Genomic DNA, 16,758 nt, shown 5'->3' on the forward strand with positions numbered 1-16,758 from the left:
CCGATGAGGTTTCCCGTCCACATGTGCGAGATTTAAGTTCCGTCCACGGAGGAACCGCCGCCGGACTAAAAAGGCGCACATGTCGGTCTGGACCGTTATCCGGGTGTAGCCACAGGTGTCGCACGATGAGCACAGAGTATGCGACGGGGAGGCCGCCCGAACTGGCCGAGGCGTTCGACGGCGAGGTCGACTTCGGCGACCGGACGCGGACGCTGTACGCCACGGACGCCAGCATCTACCAGGCGAAGCCAGCGGGCGTCGTCTTCCCCGCCAGTCGGGGCGACGTCCGCCGGGTGGTCGAGCACGCCCGCCGGAACGGGACGAGCATCACCGCCCGCGGGGCGGGGAGCAGCCTCACCGGGAACGCGGTGGGCGAAGGCATCGTCGTCGACTTCGAGCGTCACCTCGACGACGTGGTCGACGTCGACACCGACGCGGAGACGGTGACCGTCCAGCCTGGGGTCGTCCTCGACGACCTCAACGACCACCTCGCGCAGTACGACCGCTACTTCCCGCCGGACCCGAGCACGTCCAGCACCTGCACGGTCGGCGGCATGGTCGCCAACGACGCCGCCGGCCCGCACTCGGTCCGCCACGGGACGACCCGCGACAACGTCCGGAGCGTCGAGTGCGTGCTCGCGGACGGCAGCGTCGTCACCGCCGACCGCATCGAGGGCGCGACGCTCGAGGCCGAGTGCGCCCGCGACGACCTGGCCGGCGACGTCCATCGCACGATCCGCGAGCTCGGGACCGACCTCGCCGACGAGATCGAGCGCCGGTACCCCGACGTCGACCGCAACTCCAGCGGGTACGACCTTGCGTCGAGCGTCGCGGCGGACGGCTCGTGGGTCGACCTCTCGCGACTCGTCGTCGGGAGCGAGGGCACGCTCGCGCTCGTCACCGAGGTGACGCTCGAACTGACCGAGCGACCGGAGACGCGGGCCGCCGCGCTCGTGTTCTACGAGGACGTCGTCGCGGCCGCGGCGGCGGTCGCGCCGGCCCTCGACGCCGACCCGAGCGCCGTCGAACTCGTCGACGACGCCGTCCTCGGGTACGCCCGCGACGCCTGGGGTATCGACCTCGTCCCGGATGAGGCGGGGGCTGCGCTGCTGCTCGAAGTCGAGACCACGGTCGACGAGCAGCGCGACGACCTCGACGCGCTCGTCGCGGCGGCCACGACCGACGCGACGATGGCCGTCGAGCGCGCGGTCGACGACGACGACCAGGCGACGCTCTGGAAGATCCGCAAGGCGTCGAACCCGCTGTTGAACCGGCGACCCGGCGACGAGCAGGCGCTGTCGTTCATCGAGGACGCGGCCGTCCCGCCGGAGCGGTTGCCCGAGTACCTCGAACGCGTCGGCGACGTCCTCGAGGCCCACGACCTGCAGGCGAGCGTGTTCGGCCACGCCGGCCAGGGCGTCCTCCACGTCAAGCCGTTCCTCGACCTCGGGACCGAGCGCGACCGCGAGCGACTCCGTAGCGTCTCCGAGGCCGTCCACGACGTCGTCCTCGACGTCGGCGGCTGCGTCAGCGGCGAGCACGGCGACGGCCGCCTCCGCTCTGCGTACATCGAGGACATGTACGGCGAACGGCTCTACGAGGCGTTCGAGCGCGTGAAGCGGGCGTTCGACCCCGACGACGTGTTCAACCCGGGGAAGGTGGTGCCGGCGAGCGACGGTCGCCTCGCCGCCGTCGACGAGAACCTCCGGTTCGAGGGGTACGACCCCGACGCCGTCGACACGGCGCTCGACTTCGGCGACGCGGGCGGGTTCGCGTCGCTGGTCGAGCAGTGCAACGGCTGTTCGAAGTGCCGGACGACGAGCGACGGCGTCATGTGTCCCTCCTACCGCGGCGCGGAGACCGAGGTGACCAGCACCCGGGGTCGGGCGAACATGCTCCGCGCAGCCATCGACGGCGATCTCGGCGACGACGCGCTCACGAGCGACGAGTTCCAGGAAGCCGTCCTCGACCGCTGTCTCGCCTGCAAGGCCTGCAAGACGGAGTGTCCCACCGGCGTCGACCTGGCGAAGCTCCGGACGGAGGCCAAACACCAGAAACACAAGGAGGACGGTATCCCGCTGCGCGCCCGACTGTTCGGCAACGTGCGGACGCTCAACCGACTCGGCAGCGCGCTCGCGCCGCTGTCGAACCGCCTCGCGGACCTGTCGGTCGGCCGCGCGCTCGCCGAACGGTTCGTCGGCATCGACCGCCGACGAACGCTCCCCGAGTTCGCCGCCACCTCCTTTCCCGAGTGGTTCGCCGACCGCCCGTCACCGTCGACGACAGACGGCCGGGAGTCCCCACCGACGGGTGGCCAGGGCACGGTCGTCCTCTTCCCGGACTGCTACATGGCGTACAACAACCCCGAGGTCGGGAAGTCGGTCGTCCGCGTCCTCGAAGCGTGCGGGTACGACGTCGAGGTCCCGGAGGTCTCCTGCTGCGGTCGCCCGGCGCTCTCCCAGGGGCTGGTCGACACCGCCCGCGAGAACGCCGCGGCGAACGTCGAACGCCTCCGGGAACCCGTCGAGCGCGACGTCCCGGTCCTGAGCGTCGAACCGTCCTGCGTGAGCGCGCTGACCGAGTACGACGACCTCGTCGACGACCCGGGCGGCGTGCCCGACGCTGCCGCGACCGTCGCGGAGTTCCTCTACCGCGAGGTCGCGGCCAGCGACCTCGACCTCGACGCTGACGCGGGCGGCACCCGCGTCGCGCTCCACGGCCACTGCCACTCGAAGGCCGAGGGGCGAGACGCCGCGCCGGTCGCGCTCCTGCGCGAAGCAGGCTACGAGGTCGAGCGCGTCGAGGCGACCTGCTGCGGGATGGCCGGCGCGTTCGGGTACGAGTCGGAGCACTACGACCTCTCGATGGAACTGGGAACCGACCTCCGGGCGACGGTCGAGGCCGCGGACGCGGACGTCGTGTCGACGACCGGCGCCTCCTGCCGCCAGCAACTGGGCGATCTCGACGTCGAGACCGTGCACCCGATGACGCTGCTCGCGGAGGCGCTATGACGGACGTCCCGCTCGACGGCGCGATAGACGTCCACGTCCACTCCGCGCCCGACCTCGTGGACCGCTACGAGTCCGACGTGGCGCTCGCCCGCGACGCCGTCGACGCGGGGATGGCCGGCGTCGTCGTCAAGAGCCACGTCGTCCCGACCGTCGGGCGGGTCGACCTCGTCAACGAGGCGGTCGGCGAGGACGTCCTCCTCGGCGGTATCGCGCTCAACGGGAGCGTCGGCGGGGTCAACCCGGACGCGGTGGAGGTGGCGCTCGAACTCGGCGCGGCCATCGTCTGGCTCCCGACGGCCTGGAGCGCGAACCACGCCCGGCAGGCGCGCGCCGCCGGCGTCGAGTCGTTCGTCGGCCAGCGCGTCCCCGGCCCGGACGAGCAGCTCAGCGTCGTCGACGGCGGCGACCTCACGCCCGAGGCGCGGCGCGTCGTCGACCTCGTGGGGGAGTACGACGCCGTTCTCGGGACGGGACACGTCGCCCCCGACGCGACCGGGGCCGTCGTCGACGCCTGCGCCGAGGCCGGGACGCGCTGTCTGGTCAACCACCCGTTCTTCCGCGTCGTCGACCTCTCCATCGAGCGCCAGCGCGAGCTCGCGGCGAAGGGCGCGTACATGGAGTACTGCGCCTACTCCGTCGAGAGCACGGCGGGCCACGACGTCGACCGCATCGCGCGGGCGGTCGAGGCGGTCGGTCCCGAACGGTGCCTGCTCGCGACCGACTTCGGCCAGGCCGAGAACCCGCCGGTGCCGGGCCTCGCACGGTTCGCCGGCGACCTGCAGGACGCCGGCCTCTCGCGGGCGACGGTCCGCCGCCTCGTGGCGGAGACGCCGGCCAACCTCCTCGGTCGCTGACCCGACTCCTGTCCGCCCCCACTTGAATGGTCCGACATGTAGCAGCGAATTCTCATGCCGGGCTTCCCACAAGCAGGAGTCGCAATGGCAGACTATCCCGTCGTCAACGCCCACCACCACATCGGCAACGAGGAAGCAGACCAGGACCGCGTCTTCGAGTGGTCCGAGAGCGTCGCACAGATCATCGACGCGATGGACGAGAACCAGGTCGACGCGAGCATGCTGATGCCGCTCGGCGGCGAGAACGACCGCGGCGTCACCGACGTCCACGACCAGATCTACGAGGCGACCCAGGCGTACCCCGGTCGCCTGTTCGGCATCGCCGCGCCGAACCCACACCTCGGCACGGAGTTCGTCCACGAGGAGATGACCCGCACCGCGCAGGAGCTCGATTTCAAGTACGCGAAGCTGCACACGCTCGCGTGGGGCGTCGACCCGACCTCCGACATCGCCTACGACTTCTACGACGCCGCCGTCGACAACGACATGCCCGTGATGGTCCACACCGGTCCGCATGGGATGCCGTTCAGCATCCCCGGCATGCTGATGCCGGTCGCCGAGGACTACCCCGACCTCCCCATCGTCCTCGCGCACATGGGCGGTGCGTACACGCTCACCCAGGAGGCCATCCTGATGGCCGAGCGCTACGACAACATCTACCTCGACACGACGCTCGCGCTCAACATGTACATCCGCCGGGCGATGGAGGACGTCGGTGCCGACCGCCTGCTGATGGCCGCCGAGCACTCGACGAACATCCCGGTCGCCCTGGAGAAGATCAACTGCATCGGTGCCGACGAGGAGCAGAAGGCCAAGATCCTCGGCCAGAACGCCATCGACCTCTACGACCTCGACGTCGCCAAGCAGGACTGGGACGAGAAGGCCGCCCCCGCGGACGACTGACGGGCGACGACCCTCCGGCGACCGGCCGGAACGGCCCGTTCGAGATGGCGGGTACGCCACCGGTCGACTGCGCCACTCCACGTCTCGTTCCGCTGTACGCCATGTCATAGCGACACCGGGTCACCCCGGTGCCCTGTCCTTTCTTCCTGCGACGCCCCGACGATTAGCGAGGACTTATACCGTGGTTCGCGCAATCAGGGCACATGTTGACAGCGAAGGTCTGCGTCCAGTACGAGGGAGACTGGACGGCCGAACTCGAACGCTACGGGGTGTTCGCCGAGTTCCTCGCGTCGACGTTCCGCGACCGTCGATACATCGGCATCGTGGCGCTCGAGACCGACCACCTCGACCCGGCCGTCGAGGTCGTCGAGTCCCACCGGATGATCGACTCGGTCGAGATCCTCGAACGGTACGACCAGCCACGCTCCGACCGGACGTCGGCGACGCTGTTGCTCGAGGGCGACCTCGTCGAGTTCACGCCGCTCCAGACGTTGATGTACGAGGGGTTCCTGCCGCTCGGGCCGACGGAACTCGCCGACGGTCGGGAGTGCTTCGACCTCCTCCTCTCGAACCGCGAGGAGCTGTCGGACGCGGTCGACCTGCTCTCGGAGTTCGGTCCCGTCTCCGTCGACCGCATCTCGCCCGACTTCCGCCGCGAGGTCGTCCCCAGTCACGCGGAGTGGCAGGAACTGCTCTCCTCCATCCCGCCGCGGCAGCGCGACATCCTGAACACGGCGGTCGAACTGGGCTACTTCGAGATCCCGCGCGAGGTGACGCTCGAGGAACTCGCCGATGAGCTGGGGATAACGAAGACGACCGCCTCCACGCACCTGCGGAAGGCGGAGGGACAGCTGATCGAGTTCCTCGTCCCGTACATCAACCTCGCCGTCTCCGGCGAGGGATAAAAGGGCGAACATGTGTGACGGGATACTGATACCGGCCCCTTTCGAACGGCACGTATGGAAACCAAAGTGTTGCTCCCGGCCCGGGGGTTCCCTGGCTGGGTCGAGGCGGTGGCTGCCGTCGCCGTCGACGTCGAACCGGCCGACGCGCTCACGGTCGTCGTCCTCCACGTCTTCGACGACGACGAGGTGGCGACGACGAAGTCCAATCTGGACGTCGACGACATGGACGTCCACGACCTCGCCGAACGGAAGTCCGGCGTCTCGACGGCCGTCGACCGACTTGACGAGGCGGGCGTCGACTACCGGGTTCGTGGCGTCGTCGAGAAAGCGTCGCCCGCGCAGGCCATCCTCTCGGCTGCGAACGACGAGGACGTCGACCGCATCTACATGTACAGTCGCAAGCGCAGTCCCGCGGGGAAGGCCGTCTTCGGGAGCGACCTGCAGGACGTGCTTCTCAACGCGACCGTTCCGGTCGTGGTGACGCCGCCGACGATGAGCTGACGGCGTCTACGACGCGTCAGTCGTCAAACCCGCGTCTGACGTTAGACGCCTTTACCGCGGGCGACGAGGCCGCTCTGCAGAGCATACCATTATAAATAGTGCGCTTTGTTCGTGTGAACTGTTACCCGGGTATAGTGTGGTCTCACCAATAGTCATGTCAGACCAACTCACGCGCCGTTCCGTCCTCAAACGTGGTAGTGGCGCCGCCGGTGCCGCCGGCCTCGGTTCGCTGGCCGGCTGTCTCGGCGGAATCATGGGTAGCGGAAGCGCCGTCACCGTCGGTTCGAAGCAGTTCACCGAACAGAAACTGCTCGGCCACCTCTCGACGACGACCCTGAAGGAGAACACCGACGTCGACGTCAAGAGCAAGGTCGGACTCGGCGGCACGGTGACGAACTTCGAGGCGCTCAAGAACGGTGACATCACGTTCTACTGGGAGTACACCGGCACTATGTGGGCGACGCTGCCCCCGAAACACGACGAGGTCATCACCGACCCCCAGACCATCTACGACAAGGTCGGCAAGGAGTTCAAGAGCGAGTACGACCTCGAACTCCTCGACCGCGCGCCGTTCAACAACACGTACGTCCTCGCTGGGAACGCCGACTGGGTGGACAAGACCGGCGTGAAGACGCTCAGCGACTTCGCGAAGTACGTCAAGAACGGCAACACGGACTTCAAGCTCGTGATGGACGCGGAGTTCCAGGAGCGCGAGGACGGCTGGCCGGGCCTCACGGAGCACTACGGCTTCGGCGACGCCGCGAAGAACCTGAATGTCAAGACCGTCAACCCGAGCCTCGGGTACCAGATCGCCGGCGAGGGCGAGGCCGCCCTCACTATGGGGTTCAACACGAACCCCCAGATTATCAAGTACGACCTGCAGGTCCTCGAGGACGACGAGAAGTTCTTCCCGGTGTACAACCCGGCGCCGGTCGTTCGGAGCAAGGCCCTGAAGGACGCGTCGGCGATCGAGAAGCCGCTGAACGACCTGGCCGCCGCTCTCGACACGGAGACCATCCGCGGTCTCAACAAGAAGGTCTCGATCGACGAGAAGGAGTCGAAGACGGTCGCCGAGGACTTCCTGACGGAAAACGGCCTCATCTGAGGAAATGACCCCCACGAACCTGCCCACGGCGTCGCTCGCCCTCGTCGCCCTCGGGGACTTCCTGCAGTTCGCCGGAGACAACAGCGCCGAACTCGTCGCACTGACCGTCGAACACTTCGTCATCATCGTCCAGGCCATCGCCGCCGCGGTCCCCATCGGCGTCCTCCTGGGCGTCCTCATCACGTTCGACGACCGCGCGGCGACGGGCGTGCTCTGGCTGGCGGGCGTCATGATGACCATCCCGAGCATCGCGCTGTTCGGCCTGTTCATCCCCTACTTCGGCATCGGGAAACCGCCCGTCATCGTCGCGCTCATCCTCTACTCGCTGCTGCCGGTCATCCGGAACACGTACGTCGGCCTGACGGGGGTCGACGAGGCCGCCATCGAGGCCGGTCGCGGCCTCGGGATGACGCGCCGCGAACGACTGTGGCGGATACAGCTCCCGATGGCGCTGCCGGTCATCATGGCGGGCGTCCGGAACGCGGTCGTCCTGCTCATCGGCATCGCCGCTATCGGCGCGTTCATCGGCGCCGGCGGTCTGGGCGTCTACATCTTCGACGGCATCCACCACGCCAAGACGACGAAGATCGTCGTGACGACGATACTGCTCTCCGGGCTGACGCTGGCGTTCGACTACGGCTTCGCACTGCTCGAGACGTACTTCCGACTGCGGAACGGCGAGGACGTGGAACTGCCGCGCGGTTTCGGCCTCGTCACGAGGGGATAACAGATGATAGAATTCGACAACGTAACCAAGGTTTACGACGACGGTACGGTCGCGATAGAGGACGTCAGCTTCGAGGTCGAGGCGGGAACGACGACGGTGCTCGTCGGACCGTCCGGCTGTGGCAAGACGACGTCGATGAAGCTGGTCAACCGTCTGGAGGAGCCGACCGACGGCACCGTCTACTTCGACGGGACGGACGTGACCGACCTCGACAAGATCGAACTTCGCCGCGACGTCGGCTACGTCATCCAGGAGATCGGCCTGTTCGACCACATGACCGTCGGCGAGAACATCGCGACGGTGCCGGAGCTCAAAGGCTGGGACGAGGAGCGCGTCGACGCACGCGTCGACGAACTCCTCGAACTGATGGACCTGCCGCCGGCGCAGTACCGCGACCAGTACCCCCGCGAACTGTCGGGCGGGCAGCGCCAGCGCGTCGGCGTCGCCCGCGCGCTCGCCGCCGACCCCGACGTCCTGCTGATGGACGAGCCGTTCGGTGCGCTCGACCCCATCACCCGCGAGAACCTGCAGGACGAGTTCCTCGACATCCAGGAGGAGATCAACACCACCATCCTGTTCGTCACCCACAGCATCGACGAGGCGCTGAAGATGGGGGACAAGATCGCCATCTTCGACATCGGCGAGGTGGTCCAGTACGACACGCCACAGGAGATCCTCCGGAACCCGAAGAGCGACTTCGTGCGCGACTTCATCGGCGCGGACCGCACGCTCAAGCAACTCCAGGTGACCCAGGTCGAGACGGTCATGCGCGAGGAGTCGCCGGACCAGCACGCGGAGCTCGCAGACTGGCGCTCCGACGACGGCGTCACTCCCGTTTCGCCGACGGACAGCACCCAGGTCGCGCTCTCGCGCATCATCGGGTCCGGCACCGACGCAGTCCCGGTCGTCGACGACGGACGCGCGGTCGGCGTCGTCACCGAGGAGGACATCCGTCGCGAGCGGCCGGTGACGACCGGAGGTGCCTGAGATGGGTGTGCTGGCAGACCTGGCCGCGGCCCAGCGCTACCTGCTGAACAACCAGGACACGTTCCTGGAACTGTTCACCGAGCACCTGCAGCTGGTGGTGTTCTCGGAGCTGCTGGCCATCGCGGTGGCCGTCCCGCTCGGCATCGTCGCCACCCGCTCGGACGGCCTCAAGGGCCCCATCCTCACGCTCGGGAACGTCGCCCAGACCATCCCGACGCTCGCCATCATCGCGCTCGTCTTCCCGATACTCGGCATCGGCTTCCTGCCGGCGTTCGTCGGGCTGTTCGTCTACGCCATCCTCCCCATCCTGACGAACACCATCACCGGCATCGAGGACGTCGACGAGAGCACCGTCGACGCCGCACGCGGGATGGGCATGACCGACTGGGAGATACTCCGCAAGATCCAGCTCCCGCGGGCCGTCCCGGTCATCTTCGCGGGCATCCGGACGAGCGCGGTCATCAACGTCGGCACCGCCTACCTCGCGTTCTTCATCGGCGGCGGCGCGCTGGGAGTCTGGGTCGTCGGCGGCATCCGCCTGTACAACATGGCGCAGGTGTTCGCCGGTGCCATCCCGGGTGCGCTGCTCGCCATCGGCATGGACACCGCCTTCGCGCTCGTCGAGCGCCGCCTCGGCGGAGAAGCGCTGCAGGACGGTAGCATCGCGACGGGATAACTCCCCCTCCGCCACCGTCCCGTCAGCACTCCGTCTCCGTTCACGGGTCGTACCGCTCGCGGCTGTCGTCGCTTCTCGAATCGTCGTCGCTTCTCGGTCGGTCGTTCCTTCGGCCCCGACGAGATTACGTTCCACTACGAGCGTTCGAACGCCCGCTCGCAGAGGTCGACGATCTCGTTCCGCGAGAACGCGACCGGGTTCGTCTCGGTGTTGACGTTGCCGACGGCCCGTTCGGCGACCGCCTGCCAGTCCCACTCGTCCGGGGCGTCGGGCAGTTCGCGGTCGAGGCCCGAACGCTCTCGCAACTCCGTCAGTCGCGTCGCGAGCAGTTCGCCCGGGTCGTCGTGCCCGTCGACGAGCGCGGCGTAGGCGGTCGCGGCGTCGGTCGACCGGCGTGCGTTCGCGCGGACGACGTGCGGGAGCAGGACGGCGTTGGTGTGGCCGTGCGGCGTGTCGTAGAGCCCGCCGATGGCGTGGCTGATGCCGTGGACGACACCCAGACCGGCGTTGTTCATCGCCAGCCCCGCGAGGTAGCTCGCTTCGAGCATGCGTTCGCGGGCGTCGAGGTTCTCGCCGTCCTCGACGGCGCGGAGGAGGTTGCGGTCGGCGAGGTCGAACGCGTACTGGCTGTAGGGGCGCGTGAGCGCCGACGCGTTCGCCGCCGTCAGAGACTCGACGGCGTGCGTGACGACGTCGAATCCCGTCGCGGCCGTGACGTACGGCGGAAGCGACCGCGTCAGTTCGGGGTCGAGGACGACGGCGTCCGGACGAAGAACGGGGTGGCCGACGCTCACCTTCTCGTCGACGTCGTGGTCGCTGATGACCGCCCAGTGGCCGGTCTCCGTCCCCGTCCCGGCCGTCGTCGGGAGCGCCACCAGCGGGACGCTGGCACCGGGTCGCGGCGGTCGGACGTCCGCCGATGCCGCCCTGAGGACGGCGAAGGAGTCGCGGAACGCGGGGAGGGCACAGGCGGCCTTGGCGGTGTCGACGACGCTTCCGCCCCCGACGGCCACGACGGCGTCGGCGTCCGCTGTCGCCTCCGCCGCGGCCTCGACGGCGTCGACGCTCGGGTTCGGCGTGACGCCGTCGTAGATCCTCGGCGTTCCCGGCAGGTGGTCGGTCACCCCCGCGACGACGCCCGCCTCGCGGACCCCTTCGTCGGTAACGACGACCACGTCCTTCGCGTCGGCGTTCGCGCCGAGGCGGTCGACGATGGCCGGTAACTGCTCCACGCTCGACTGTCCGTGCTGCGTTCCGGGTGGCGGATCGAACGACTGCATCGTTCGGTCCGTGGTCGACCACCGCCACGGTCGTTGCCCGGAACATGTCCCGTCTTTAAGTCTCCCGGCGGTCGCAGGCGGACGGGGCGACCCCGGCGCTGTGTCGCCTGCTGTTCACACAACAGTAATGACCCGCCGCGCGTAATTGTTCGGTATGGACTATACGATGCAGAAGCGACTCGACGGAGAGTTCGACGCGGTCGTCGCAGAGACCACCGAGGCGCTCTCCGAGGAGGGGTTCGGCGTCCTCTGCGACATCGACGTCGAAGCGACGTTCGCGGAGAAACTCGACGAGGACTTCCGACAGTACCGCATCCTCGGTGCCTGCAATCCCGGCCTCGCCCACGAGGGCCTCCAGGAGGAACTCGACCTGGGCGCGCTCCTGCCGTGCAACGTCGTCGTCTACGAAACCGACGACGGCGAGGTCGTCGTGAGCGCCGTCGACCCGGAGCGGCTCGTCGGCGTGACCGACAATCCGGACCTGGACCCCATCTCGGCGGAGGTCTCCGAGCGGTTCGAGCGCGTCCTCGACGCGCTCTGAGCGCCCCGCTCCTCTCGGACGGCCGTTTCTACTCGATCGACAGGTCGCCGCCGCCGCCGCTGCCGTCGCCGTCCTGGTTCTCGTCCCACTCCAGTTCGAACTCGACGCTGAGTTCGGTGTTCGGGGCCGTTCCCTCGCGCTCGGCCTTCACCTCGAACGTCGGCTGGGGCGGGACGGCGAGCGCGACGGACTCTCCCCCGGCACTCAGCGATATCTCGTCGCCGCGCTCCAGTTTGTCGGCGACCGTCCGCAGGTACGCCGCGACGTCTTCTCGGGTCTGGCGCTGCTCCGTCTTGAACAGGACTTCTTCTGGCATACACCAACTACGCCCTCGGAACGAATAAGTCTGCTCCCCGTCCGGAGTCCGATCTCGACCGTCAGTCCACGCCGCCGACGCCGCTGTCCGCGTCCGGGAGGTCGTACTTCTCCGCCTCGATGCCCAGTTCCTCGATGGCGGCCGCCAGGTGCTCGTCTTGTGCGTAGTCGGCCCCGTCCTCCTCGCGGATGCGCTGGGCCGTCGCGAGCACCTCGCCCTTCCGCTCGGCCGGCACGTCGTACTTGTCGGCGGTGAGTTCGACGACGAGGCCGTTGTGGTCGGTGGTGTACAGCGAGTGGAAGATGCCCCGGTCGAAGACGTTGTACCCCTTGCCGGCTTCGTCGAGGGCGGCCATCACGTCCTCGTACTGCTCCGGGTCGACGGCGAAACAGAGGTGGTGGACGCCGCCGGTCTGGGTCCGCAGCTGCCCCCGGTTCGACGGTCGGTCGTCGCTGACGAACACGGTCAGGATGCGGCCGTCGCCGGTGTCGAAGAACAGGTGGGTCTGCGACGGGTCGTCGAGGTTCGGCTGTCGGAGCACCAGCGGCATCCCGAGCAGGTCGCGGTAGAACGCGAGGGTGTCCGCCTCGTTGGACCCCCAGATGGTGACGTGGTCGGTTCCCGTCGTCCGGAACGGACTGTCCGGTGCGTCGGCCGTCACGGGCGTCTCGTTCGACATGGCCAGGGGTTCGCCGCCGCGCGGCATAAGGGTCCCGTCGAGCGCGCCGTCCGCGACGGCAGCCGAACCTGTCGGCCCGCTCATAGCTGCCGGCCCGACTGTTTTTGCCGTGGACGCCATACGAGGAGGTATGTACGACCGGATCCTGGTGCCGACGGACGGGAGCGAAGTGGCGGCCAACGCCGCGGCCCGGGCGTTCGAACTCGCCGCGGCGTTCGACGCGGAGTTACACGTCCTCTCCGTCGCGAACCCGAACGCGCTGGCCCCGGACGCCCGCACGCCGAGGATCACCGGACGGCTCGAGAGGGAGGCAGAAAAGGTCGTCGGGGAGACCGCCTCGCGCGCCCGACAACACGGCGTCGACTCGGTGACGGCCGAGGCGCGGCTGGGAACGCCGCACAGCGCGATACTCGACTACGCCGACGAGCACGACGTCGACCTGGTCGTCATGGGGACCCAGGGCCGGACCGGACTGCGCCGCCACCTCCTCGGCAGCGTCACGGCGAAGGTCGTGCGGCTCTCCGACGTGCCGGTGCTCACGGTCCGCCGACCAGCTGAAGCGACGGCCGACTGAGCTGCCGCCGGACACCGGAAACGGCGGTGTGCTCCGGAAACGGTGGTGCCTCCGACTGACCGGAACCGACGAAGATCCCCCGAGGACGGCTCTGGCGGCGGGCTACTCCTCCATGCGAACCGTGAGGACGGGCACCGGCGCGGTGCGGACGACCTTCTCGGTGACGCTCCCCAGCAGGTAACGGCCGAGGCCCTTGCGGCCGTGGGTCGCCATCACGATGACGTCGACGTCCCGCTCGTCGGCGTAGTCGACGATGGTCCTGTGCGGTGCGCCCTGGACCACCTCGTCGACGGCGTCGACGCCCGCGGCCGTCGCCCGTTCGACCACGTCGGCGACGACGCTCTCACCCTCGGCTTCGAGGGCGTCGACGACCTCGTCGCCGACGACGGTGACGCTATCGCGGTTCGAGTCGGCGACGTACAGCACGTGCAGCGTCGCGTCGAACGTCTCTGCGAGTGCGAGCGCGTGCGCGAGTGCCTCGGTCGCGCCCTCGCTGCCGTCGGTGGGCAAGAGGATGTCGTCGTACATACCGTGAGGATTGCGAGTCGAGGGACTTCAACGTGTGCGGTCGTCCCGGTGGCCGACTCGGGGGCGTCGCGCCGACGGGGTCGACGGCCGACAACACCAGTGACCACAAACGGGCATCGACGCCCGTTTCGGGGCGTCTCTGGCCGGTTCTATCGCAGCAGGGTTAAGCCCCCCTCGCTCTACCGTCGGGACATGCGAGCGTACAAGGCGAAGGCGGTCGAGCGGATCAGTCTCCCCGACCGGGCGGAGCGCGAGGCGAACCTCCGCGAGGCGGGTTACAACGTCTTCAACCTCGACGCGGCGGACGTGTTCGTCGACCTCCTGACCGACAGCGGGACGGGGACGATGAGCGACGAGCAGTGGGCGGCGATGATGCGCGGCGACGAGGCCTACGCCGGCAGCGAGAGCTTCCACCGCCTCCAGAAGGCCGTCTCGGACGTGATGGGCTTCGAGCGCATCGTCCCGGCCCACCAGGGTCGCGGCGCGGAGAACGTCCTCTACGGCACCCTCGTCTCCGAGGGCGACTACGTGCCCAACAACACCCACTTCGACACGACGCGGGCGCACGTCGTCAACAGCGGCGGCGAGCCCGTCGACTGCCCCGTCGAGAGCGAGCCCGGCGCGCCGTTCCAGGGCAACCTCGACGTCGATGCCGTGCGCGACCTCGCCGACGAGGTCGGTGCCGAGCGCATCCCCGCCGTCGTCGTCACCATCACGAACAACTCGATGGCGGGCCAGCCGGTCAGCGTCGAGAACCTCCGGCGGGCGCGCGAGGTGGCCGACGAACTCGACGCCACGTTCGTCGTCGACGCCTGCCGCTTCGCGGAGAACGCCTACTTCGTCCAGCAGCGCGAAGCGGAGTTCGCGGACGCGAGCGTCGCCGAGGTCGCGCGCGAACAGCTCTCCTACGCCGACGCCGTCGTGATGAGCGGGAAGAAGGACGGTCTCGTCAACGTCGGCGGCTTCGTCGGCGTGCGCGAGGACGACGACCTGTACGAGCGGGCGCGCCAGCGCGGCATCCTCTACGAGGGGTTCACCACCTACGGCGGGATGGCCGGGCGCGACCTGGAGGCGATGGCGGTCGGCCTCCGCGAGGCGGTCGAGCAGGAGTACGTCGCGTCGCGGGTCGAACAGGTCGCGGAACTCGGCGAACTGCTGCAGGAGGTCGGCGTCCCCATCCGCACCCCGACCGGCGGGCACGCGGTGTACGTCGACGCCGCGGAGTTCCTGCCCGCCATCCCCCGCGAGCAGTTCCCCGGGCAGGCGCTCGTCGGCGAGCTGTACCGCGAGGGGGGCGTCCGCGGCGTCGAACTCGGCGAGTTCGCCTTCCCCGGCGAGGACCGACCGCAGCTCGTGCGCCTCTGTCTCCCGCGGCGAACCTACTTCCGCGAGCACCTCGAACACGTCGCAGAGACGTTCGCCGCCGTCGCCGACCGCCGCGAGGACGTCGTCGGGCTGGAGGTCGTCTCCGAACCCGAGATGGCGGAGCTGCGTCACTTCAGCGCCGAACTCCGGCCCGTCGAGTGACGGCCCGACCGGCGTTCGAGACTGGTCGAGAGGAGTGACGGCCCGTCTGGCGTCCGGGACCGTCCGCGAGGGGTGACGGCTCGACCGGCGTCCGGGACCGGCCGCGAGCGGTGTTGCCCTCGTCCGCGACCGGGTCCGAGGACGACCGGGCGGCGAACGCGCCCCGTTCGACCACGCCAGTTTACATGTTAACCCTGCAGTATTTGCCGTTTCTGACCGCCTGTTATCACGTCATGGCAAACCACGGCGTGAACCGGCGTAGCCTGCTCAGCTCCCTCGGTGCGGTGGGCGCGGCGGGTCTGGCCGGCTGTACGGGAAACAACCAGGACGACGGGACGACGACCAACGGTACCGACGGCGATATGACGGGAACGACGCAAACGACGACGACGGACGTATCGGGCACGGTCAAGGTCGGCGTGATGCAGCCCATCTCGGGCGACCTCAGGTACTACGGCAAGCAGAGCCTCTGGGGGTTCCTCTCGGGACTGGCGTACAAGGCCGACGGGCAACCGAAGACGGGCGTGAAGACCGGGACGACGACCGTCCCGGTCGGCGACGTCGACTTCGAGCTCCACGTCCGCGACACGAAGTTCAGCGCCAAGCAGGCCCAGCAGCTCGCGACGAACCTGGCCCAGCAGGACGTCGACGTCCTCTTCGGCTGTGCCTCCTCGGGTGCCGCCAACCGGGTCATCAAGACCGTCGCCAAGCAGACCGGCATCCCCTACGTCGCCGGACCGGCCGCGTCCGCCGGCGTCACCGCGACCGGGGAGACCTGCGCGCCGAACGTCTTCCGGGCGAGCGAGAACACGGCGATGGACGCCCGCAGCGGCGGGAAGTACGTCGCCAACCAGACCGACGTGAGCAAGGTGTTCCTGTTCGGCGCCGACTACAGCTTCGGCAAGGCCGTCGTGAACAACTACGAGGACGTCCTCGAGCAGGAGGGCGTCGAGATCGTCGGCAAGAAGTTCGTCCCGCAGGGCCACTCCGAGTGGGAGGGCCTGCTCGACCGCGCCGAGAGCGCCGGCGCGGAGGGCATCGTCGGCGGCTTCACGGTCAACACGCTGCCGGCGCTGTTCACCACCTTCCTCTCCGGCGACTACAGCTACCGCGTGTTCGGCGGGTTCGCAACCCGCATCACGAACGCCATCGTCGGCCAGACGATGCAGAAGGTGCTCGGGAAGCCGCTGAAGAAGGAGAAGATCAGGAACGCCAAGCTGGGGCCGTTCACGACGCGGTACCACTGGAACCAGTACGACAACGAGATCAACTCCTCGTTCGTCGACATGTACACGGAGGCGTACGGGACGGTGCCGGACCTGTTCACCTCCGGGACCTTCACCGCCGCGTCGGCCATCGTCCAGGGCGTCCGCGAGAGCGGGTCCACGAAGGGCGAAGACATCGCCGAGGCGATGCGCGGCATGACGGTCGCGGACACGCCGAAGGGCGAGGGCGGCTACGTCTTCCAGGAGTACAACAACCAGGCCCGGTCGTCGATGACAGTCGCCGATCCGGTTCCGACCACCGACGAGTGGGCGGACAACTGGAAGGCGGCCGTCATGCCGAGCGAGCCGCTCGCCACCATCGAGGGCGGGAAGGCGACGATTCCCAAGAGTGCCGGCGGCATGGGCTGTTCGCTGTAAC

The 16,758-nt window shown here is 68.7% G+C and carries 17 protein-coding genes; 13 read left to right on the forward strand and 4 right to left on the reverse strand.

What is annotated here, in order from left to right; translation table 11 throughout:
• Positions 1-125 precede the first annotated feature (125 nt).
• The 9 genes from NKT36_RS16050 to NKT36_RS16090 all read left to right on the forward strand — a co-directional run bounded on the left by NKT36_RS16050 (position 126) and on the right by NKT36_RS16090 (position 9,669).
• On the forward strand, positions 126-3,011 hold the full coding sequence (locus tag NKT36_RS16050) for an FAD-binding and (Fe-S)-binding domain-containing protein (protein ID WP_327053791.1): 2,886 nt from the start codon (positions 126-128) through the stop codon (positions 3,009-3,011).
• The gene (locus NKT36_RS16055; protein ID WP_327053792.1) at positions 3,008-3,865 is read left to right on the forward strand and encodes a DUF6282 family protein; all 858 of its coding nucleotides are present in this window, start codon (positions 3,008-3,010) and stop codon (positions 3,863-3,865) included. Before NKT36_RS16050 ends, NKT36_RS16055 begins: the two co-directional genes overlap by 4 nt.
• 84 nt (positions 3,866-3,949) lie before the next feature.
• Positions 3,950-4,768 (forward strand): amidohydrolase family protein, encoded by an 819-nt coding sequence (locus NKT36_RS16060; protein ID WP_327053793.1) that lies wholly within the window; start codon positions 3,950-3,952, stop codon positions 4,766-4,768.
• 203 nt (positions 4,769-4,971) lie between these two features.
• Positions 4,972-5,673 (forward strand): helix-turn-helix domain-containing protein, encoded by a 702-nt coding sequence (locus NKT36_RS16065; protein ID WP_327053794.1) that lies wholly within the window; start codon positions 4,972-4,974, stop codon positions 5,671-5,673.
• Positions 5,674-5,727: 54 nt separating this feature from the next.
• Positions 5,728-6,174 (forward strand): universal stress protein, encoded by a 447-nt coding sequence (locus NKT36_RS16070; protein ID WP_327053795.1) that lies wholly within the window; start codon positions 5,728-5,730, stop codon positions 6,172-6,174.
• A 154-nt stretch (positions 6,175-6,328) separates the two neighbouring features.
• Positions 6,329-7,279: a glycine betaine ABC transporter substrate-binding protein gene (locus tag NKT36_RS16075; protein ID WP_327053796.1), complete on the forward strand. Its 951-nt coding sequence runs from the start codon at positions 6,329-6,331 to the stop codon at positions 7,277-7,279.
• Positions 7,280-7,283: 4 nt separating this feature from the next.
• A complete protein-coding gene (locus NKT36_RS16080) occupies positions 7,284-8,006 on the forward strand; it encodes an ABC transporter permease (RefSeq protein WP_327053797.1) in 723 nt (240 codons plus the stop codon).
• Between the two features lie 3 nt (positions 8,007-8,009).
• Positions 8,010-8,993: an ABC transporter ATP-binding protein gene (locus NKT36_RS16085; protein ID WP_327053798.1), complete on the forward strand. Its 984-nt coding sequence runs from the start codon at positions 8,010-8,012 to the stop codon at positions 8,991-8,993.
• 1 nt (position 8,994) lies between these two features.
• A complete protein-coding gene (locus tag NKT36_RS16090) occupies positions 8,995-9,669 on the forward strand; it encodes an ABC transporter permease (protein ID WP_327053799.1) in 675 nt (224 codons plus the stop codon).
• Between the two features lie 134 nt (positions 9,670-9,803).
• Here the strand turns inward: NKT36_RS16090 and NKT36_RS16095 are convergent, their stop codons facing one another.
• Complete coding sequence (locus NKT36_RS16095; RefSeq protein WP_327053800.1) at positions 9,804-10,949, reverse strand: iron-containing alcohol dehydrogenase family protein; 1,146 nt, start codon at positions 10,947-10,949, stop codon at positions 9,804-9,806.
• 154 nt (positions 10,950-11,103) lie between these two features.
• Here NKT36_RS16095 and NKT36_RS16100 point away from each other — a divergent pair, with 154 nt between their 5' ends.
• Entirely contained in the window at positions 11,104-11,490 is a 387-nt protein-coding gene (locus tag NKT36_RS16100) for a DUF302 domain-containing protein (RefSeq protein ID WP_327053801.1), read from the forward strand.
• Positions 11,491-11,518: 28 nt separating this feature from the next.
• Here NKT36_RS16100 and NKT36_RS16105 read toward each other — a convergent pair whose 3' ends face one another.
• Both NKT36_RS16105 and NKT36_RS16110 read right to left on the reverse strand, forming a co-directional pair.
• Positions 11,519-11,806 carry an amphi-Trp domain-containing protein gene (locus NKT36_RS16105; RefSeq protein WP_327053802.1) on the reverse strand — a complete coding sequence of 96 codons (288 nt, stop codon included), beginning with the start codon at positions 11,804-11,806 and terminating at the stop codon, positions 11,519-11,521.
• 61 nt (positions 11,807-11,867) lie between these two features.
• Complete coding sequence (locus tag NKT36_RS16110) at positions 11,868-12,485, reverse strand: VOC family protein (RefSeq protein ID WP_327053803.1); 618 nt, start codon at positions 12,483-12,485, stop codon at positions 11,868-11,870.
• Between the two features lie 130 nt (positions 12,486-12,615).
• Here NKT36_RS16110 and NKT36_RS16115 point away from each other — a divergent pair, with 130 nt between their 5' ends.
• A complete protein-coding gene (locus tag NKT36_RS16115; protein WP_327053804.1) occupies positions 12,616-13,059 on the forward strand; it encodes a universal stress protein in 444 nt (147 codons plus the stop codon).
• Between the two features lie 102 nt (positions 13,060-13,161).
• On the opposite strand, the gene NKT36_RS16120 is transcribed toward NKT36_RS16115, so the two are convergent.
• On the reverse strand, positions 13,162-13,587 hold the full coding sequence (locus NKT36_RS16120; protein WP_327053805.1) for a universal stress protein: 426 nt from the start codon (positions 13,585-13,587) through the stop codon (positions 13,162-13,164).
• Positions 13,588-13,779: 192 nt separating this feature from the next.
• On the opposite strand from NKT36_RS16120, the gene NKT36_RS16125 reads away from it, so the two are divergent.
• Positions 13,780-15,114, forward strand: a complete 1,335-nt coding sequence (locus NKT36_RS16125; protein ID WP_327053806.1) for a tryptophanase — start codon at positions 13,780-13,782, stop codon at positions 15,112-15,114.
• A gap of 233 nt (positions 15,115-15,347) precedes the next feature.
• Positions 15,348-16,757: an ABC transporter substrate-binding protein gene (locus NKT36_RS16130; protein ID WP_327053807.1), complete on the forward strand. Its 1,410-nt coding sequence runs from the start codon at positions 15,348-15,350 to the stop codon at positions 16,755-16,757.
• Position 16,758 lies beyond the last annotated feature (1 nt).

The organism is Halomicrococcus gelatinilyticus (genome assembly GCA_024227995.1).
GTDB classification, from domain to species: domain Archaea; phylum Halobacteriota; class Halobacteria; order Halobacteriales; family Haladaptataceae; genus Halomicrococcus; species Halomicrococcus gelatinilyticus.

Coding starts and splice junctions, on each gene's coding strand:
- NKT36_RS16100 (WP_327053801.1), top strand. CDS start 11,104: ATGGACTATACGATGCAGAAGCGACTCGACGGAGAGTTCGACGCGGTC.
- NKT36_RS16130 (WP_327053807.1), top strand. CDS start 15,348: ATGGCAAACCACGGCGTGAACCGGCGTAGCCTGCTCAGCTCCCTCGGT.
- NKT36_RS16105 (WP_327053802.1), bottom strand. CDS start 11,806: ATGCCAGAAGAAGTCCTGTTCAAGACGGAGCAGCGCCAGACCCGAGAA.
- NKT36_RS16070 (WP_327053795.1), top strand. CDS start 5,728: ATGGAAACCAAAGTGTTGCTCCCGGCCCGGGGGTTCCCTGGCTGGGTC.
- NKT36_RS16085 (WP_327053798.1), top strand. CDS start 8,010: ATGATAGAATTCGACAACGTAACCAAGGTTTACGACGACGGTACGGTC.
- NKT36_RS16095 (WP_327053800.1), bottom strand. CDS start 10,949: ATGCAGTCGTTCGATCCGCCACCCGGAACGCAGCACGGACAGTCGAGC.
- NKT36_RS16110 (WP_327053803.1), bottom strand. CDS start 12,485: ATGTCGAACGAGACGCCCGTGACGGCCGACGCACCGGACAGTCCGTTC.
- NKT36_RS16075 (WP_327053796.1), top strand. CDS start 6,329: ATGTCAGACCAACTCACGCGCCGTTCCGTCCTCAAACGTGGTAGTGGC.
- NKT36_RS16050 (WP_327053791.1), top strand. CDS start 126: ATGAGCACAGAGTATGCGACGGGGAGGCCGCCCGAACTGGCCGAGGCG.
- NKT36_RS16125 (WP_327053806.1), top strand. CDS start 13,780: ATGCGAGCGTACAAGGCGAAGGCGGTCGAGCGGATCAGTCTCCCCGAC.
- NKT36_RS16055 (WP_327053792.1), top strand. CDS start 3,008: ATGACGGACGTCCCGCTCGACGGCGCGATAGACGTCCACGTCCACTCC.
- NKT36_RS16090 (WP_327053799.1), top strand. CDS start 8,995: ATGGGTGTGCTGGCAGACCTGGCCGCGGCCCAGCGCTACCTGCTGAAC.
- NKT36_RS16080 (WP_327053797.1), top strand. CDS start 7,284: ATGACCCCCACGAACCTGCCCACGGCGTCGCTCGCCCTCGTCGCCCTC.
- NKT36_RS16115 (WP_327053804.1), top strand. CDS start 12,616: ATGTACGACCGGATCCTGGTGCCGACGGACGGGAGCGAAGTGGCGGCC.
- NKT36_RS16120 (WP_327053805.1), bottom strand. CDS start 13,587: ATGTACGACGACATCCTCTTGCCCACCGACGGCAGCGAGGGCGCGACC.
- NKT36_RS16065 (WP_327053794.1), top strand. CDS start 4,972: ATGTTGACAGCGAAGGTCTGCGTCCAGTACGAGGGAGACTGGACGGCC.
- NKT36_RS16060 (WP_327053793.1), top strand. CDS start 3,950: ATGGCAGACTATCCCGTCGTCAACGCCCACCACCACATCGGCAACGAG.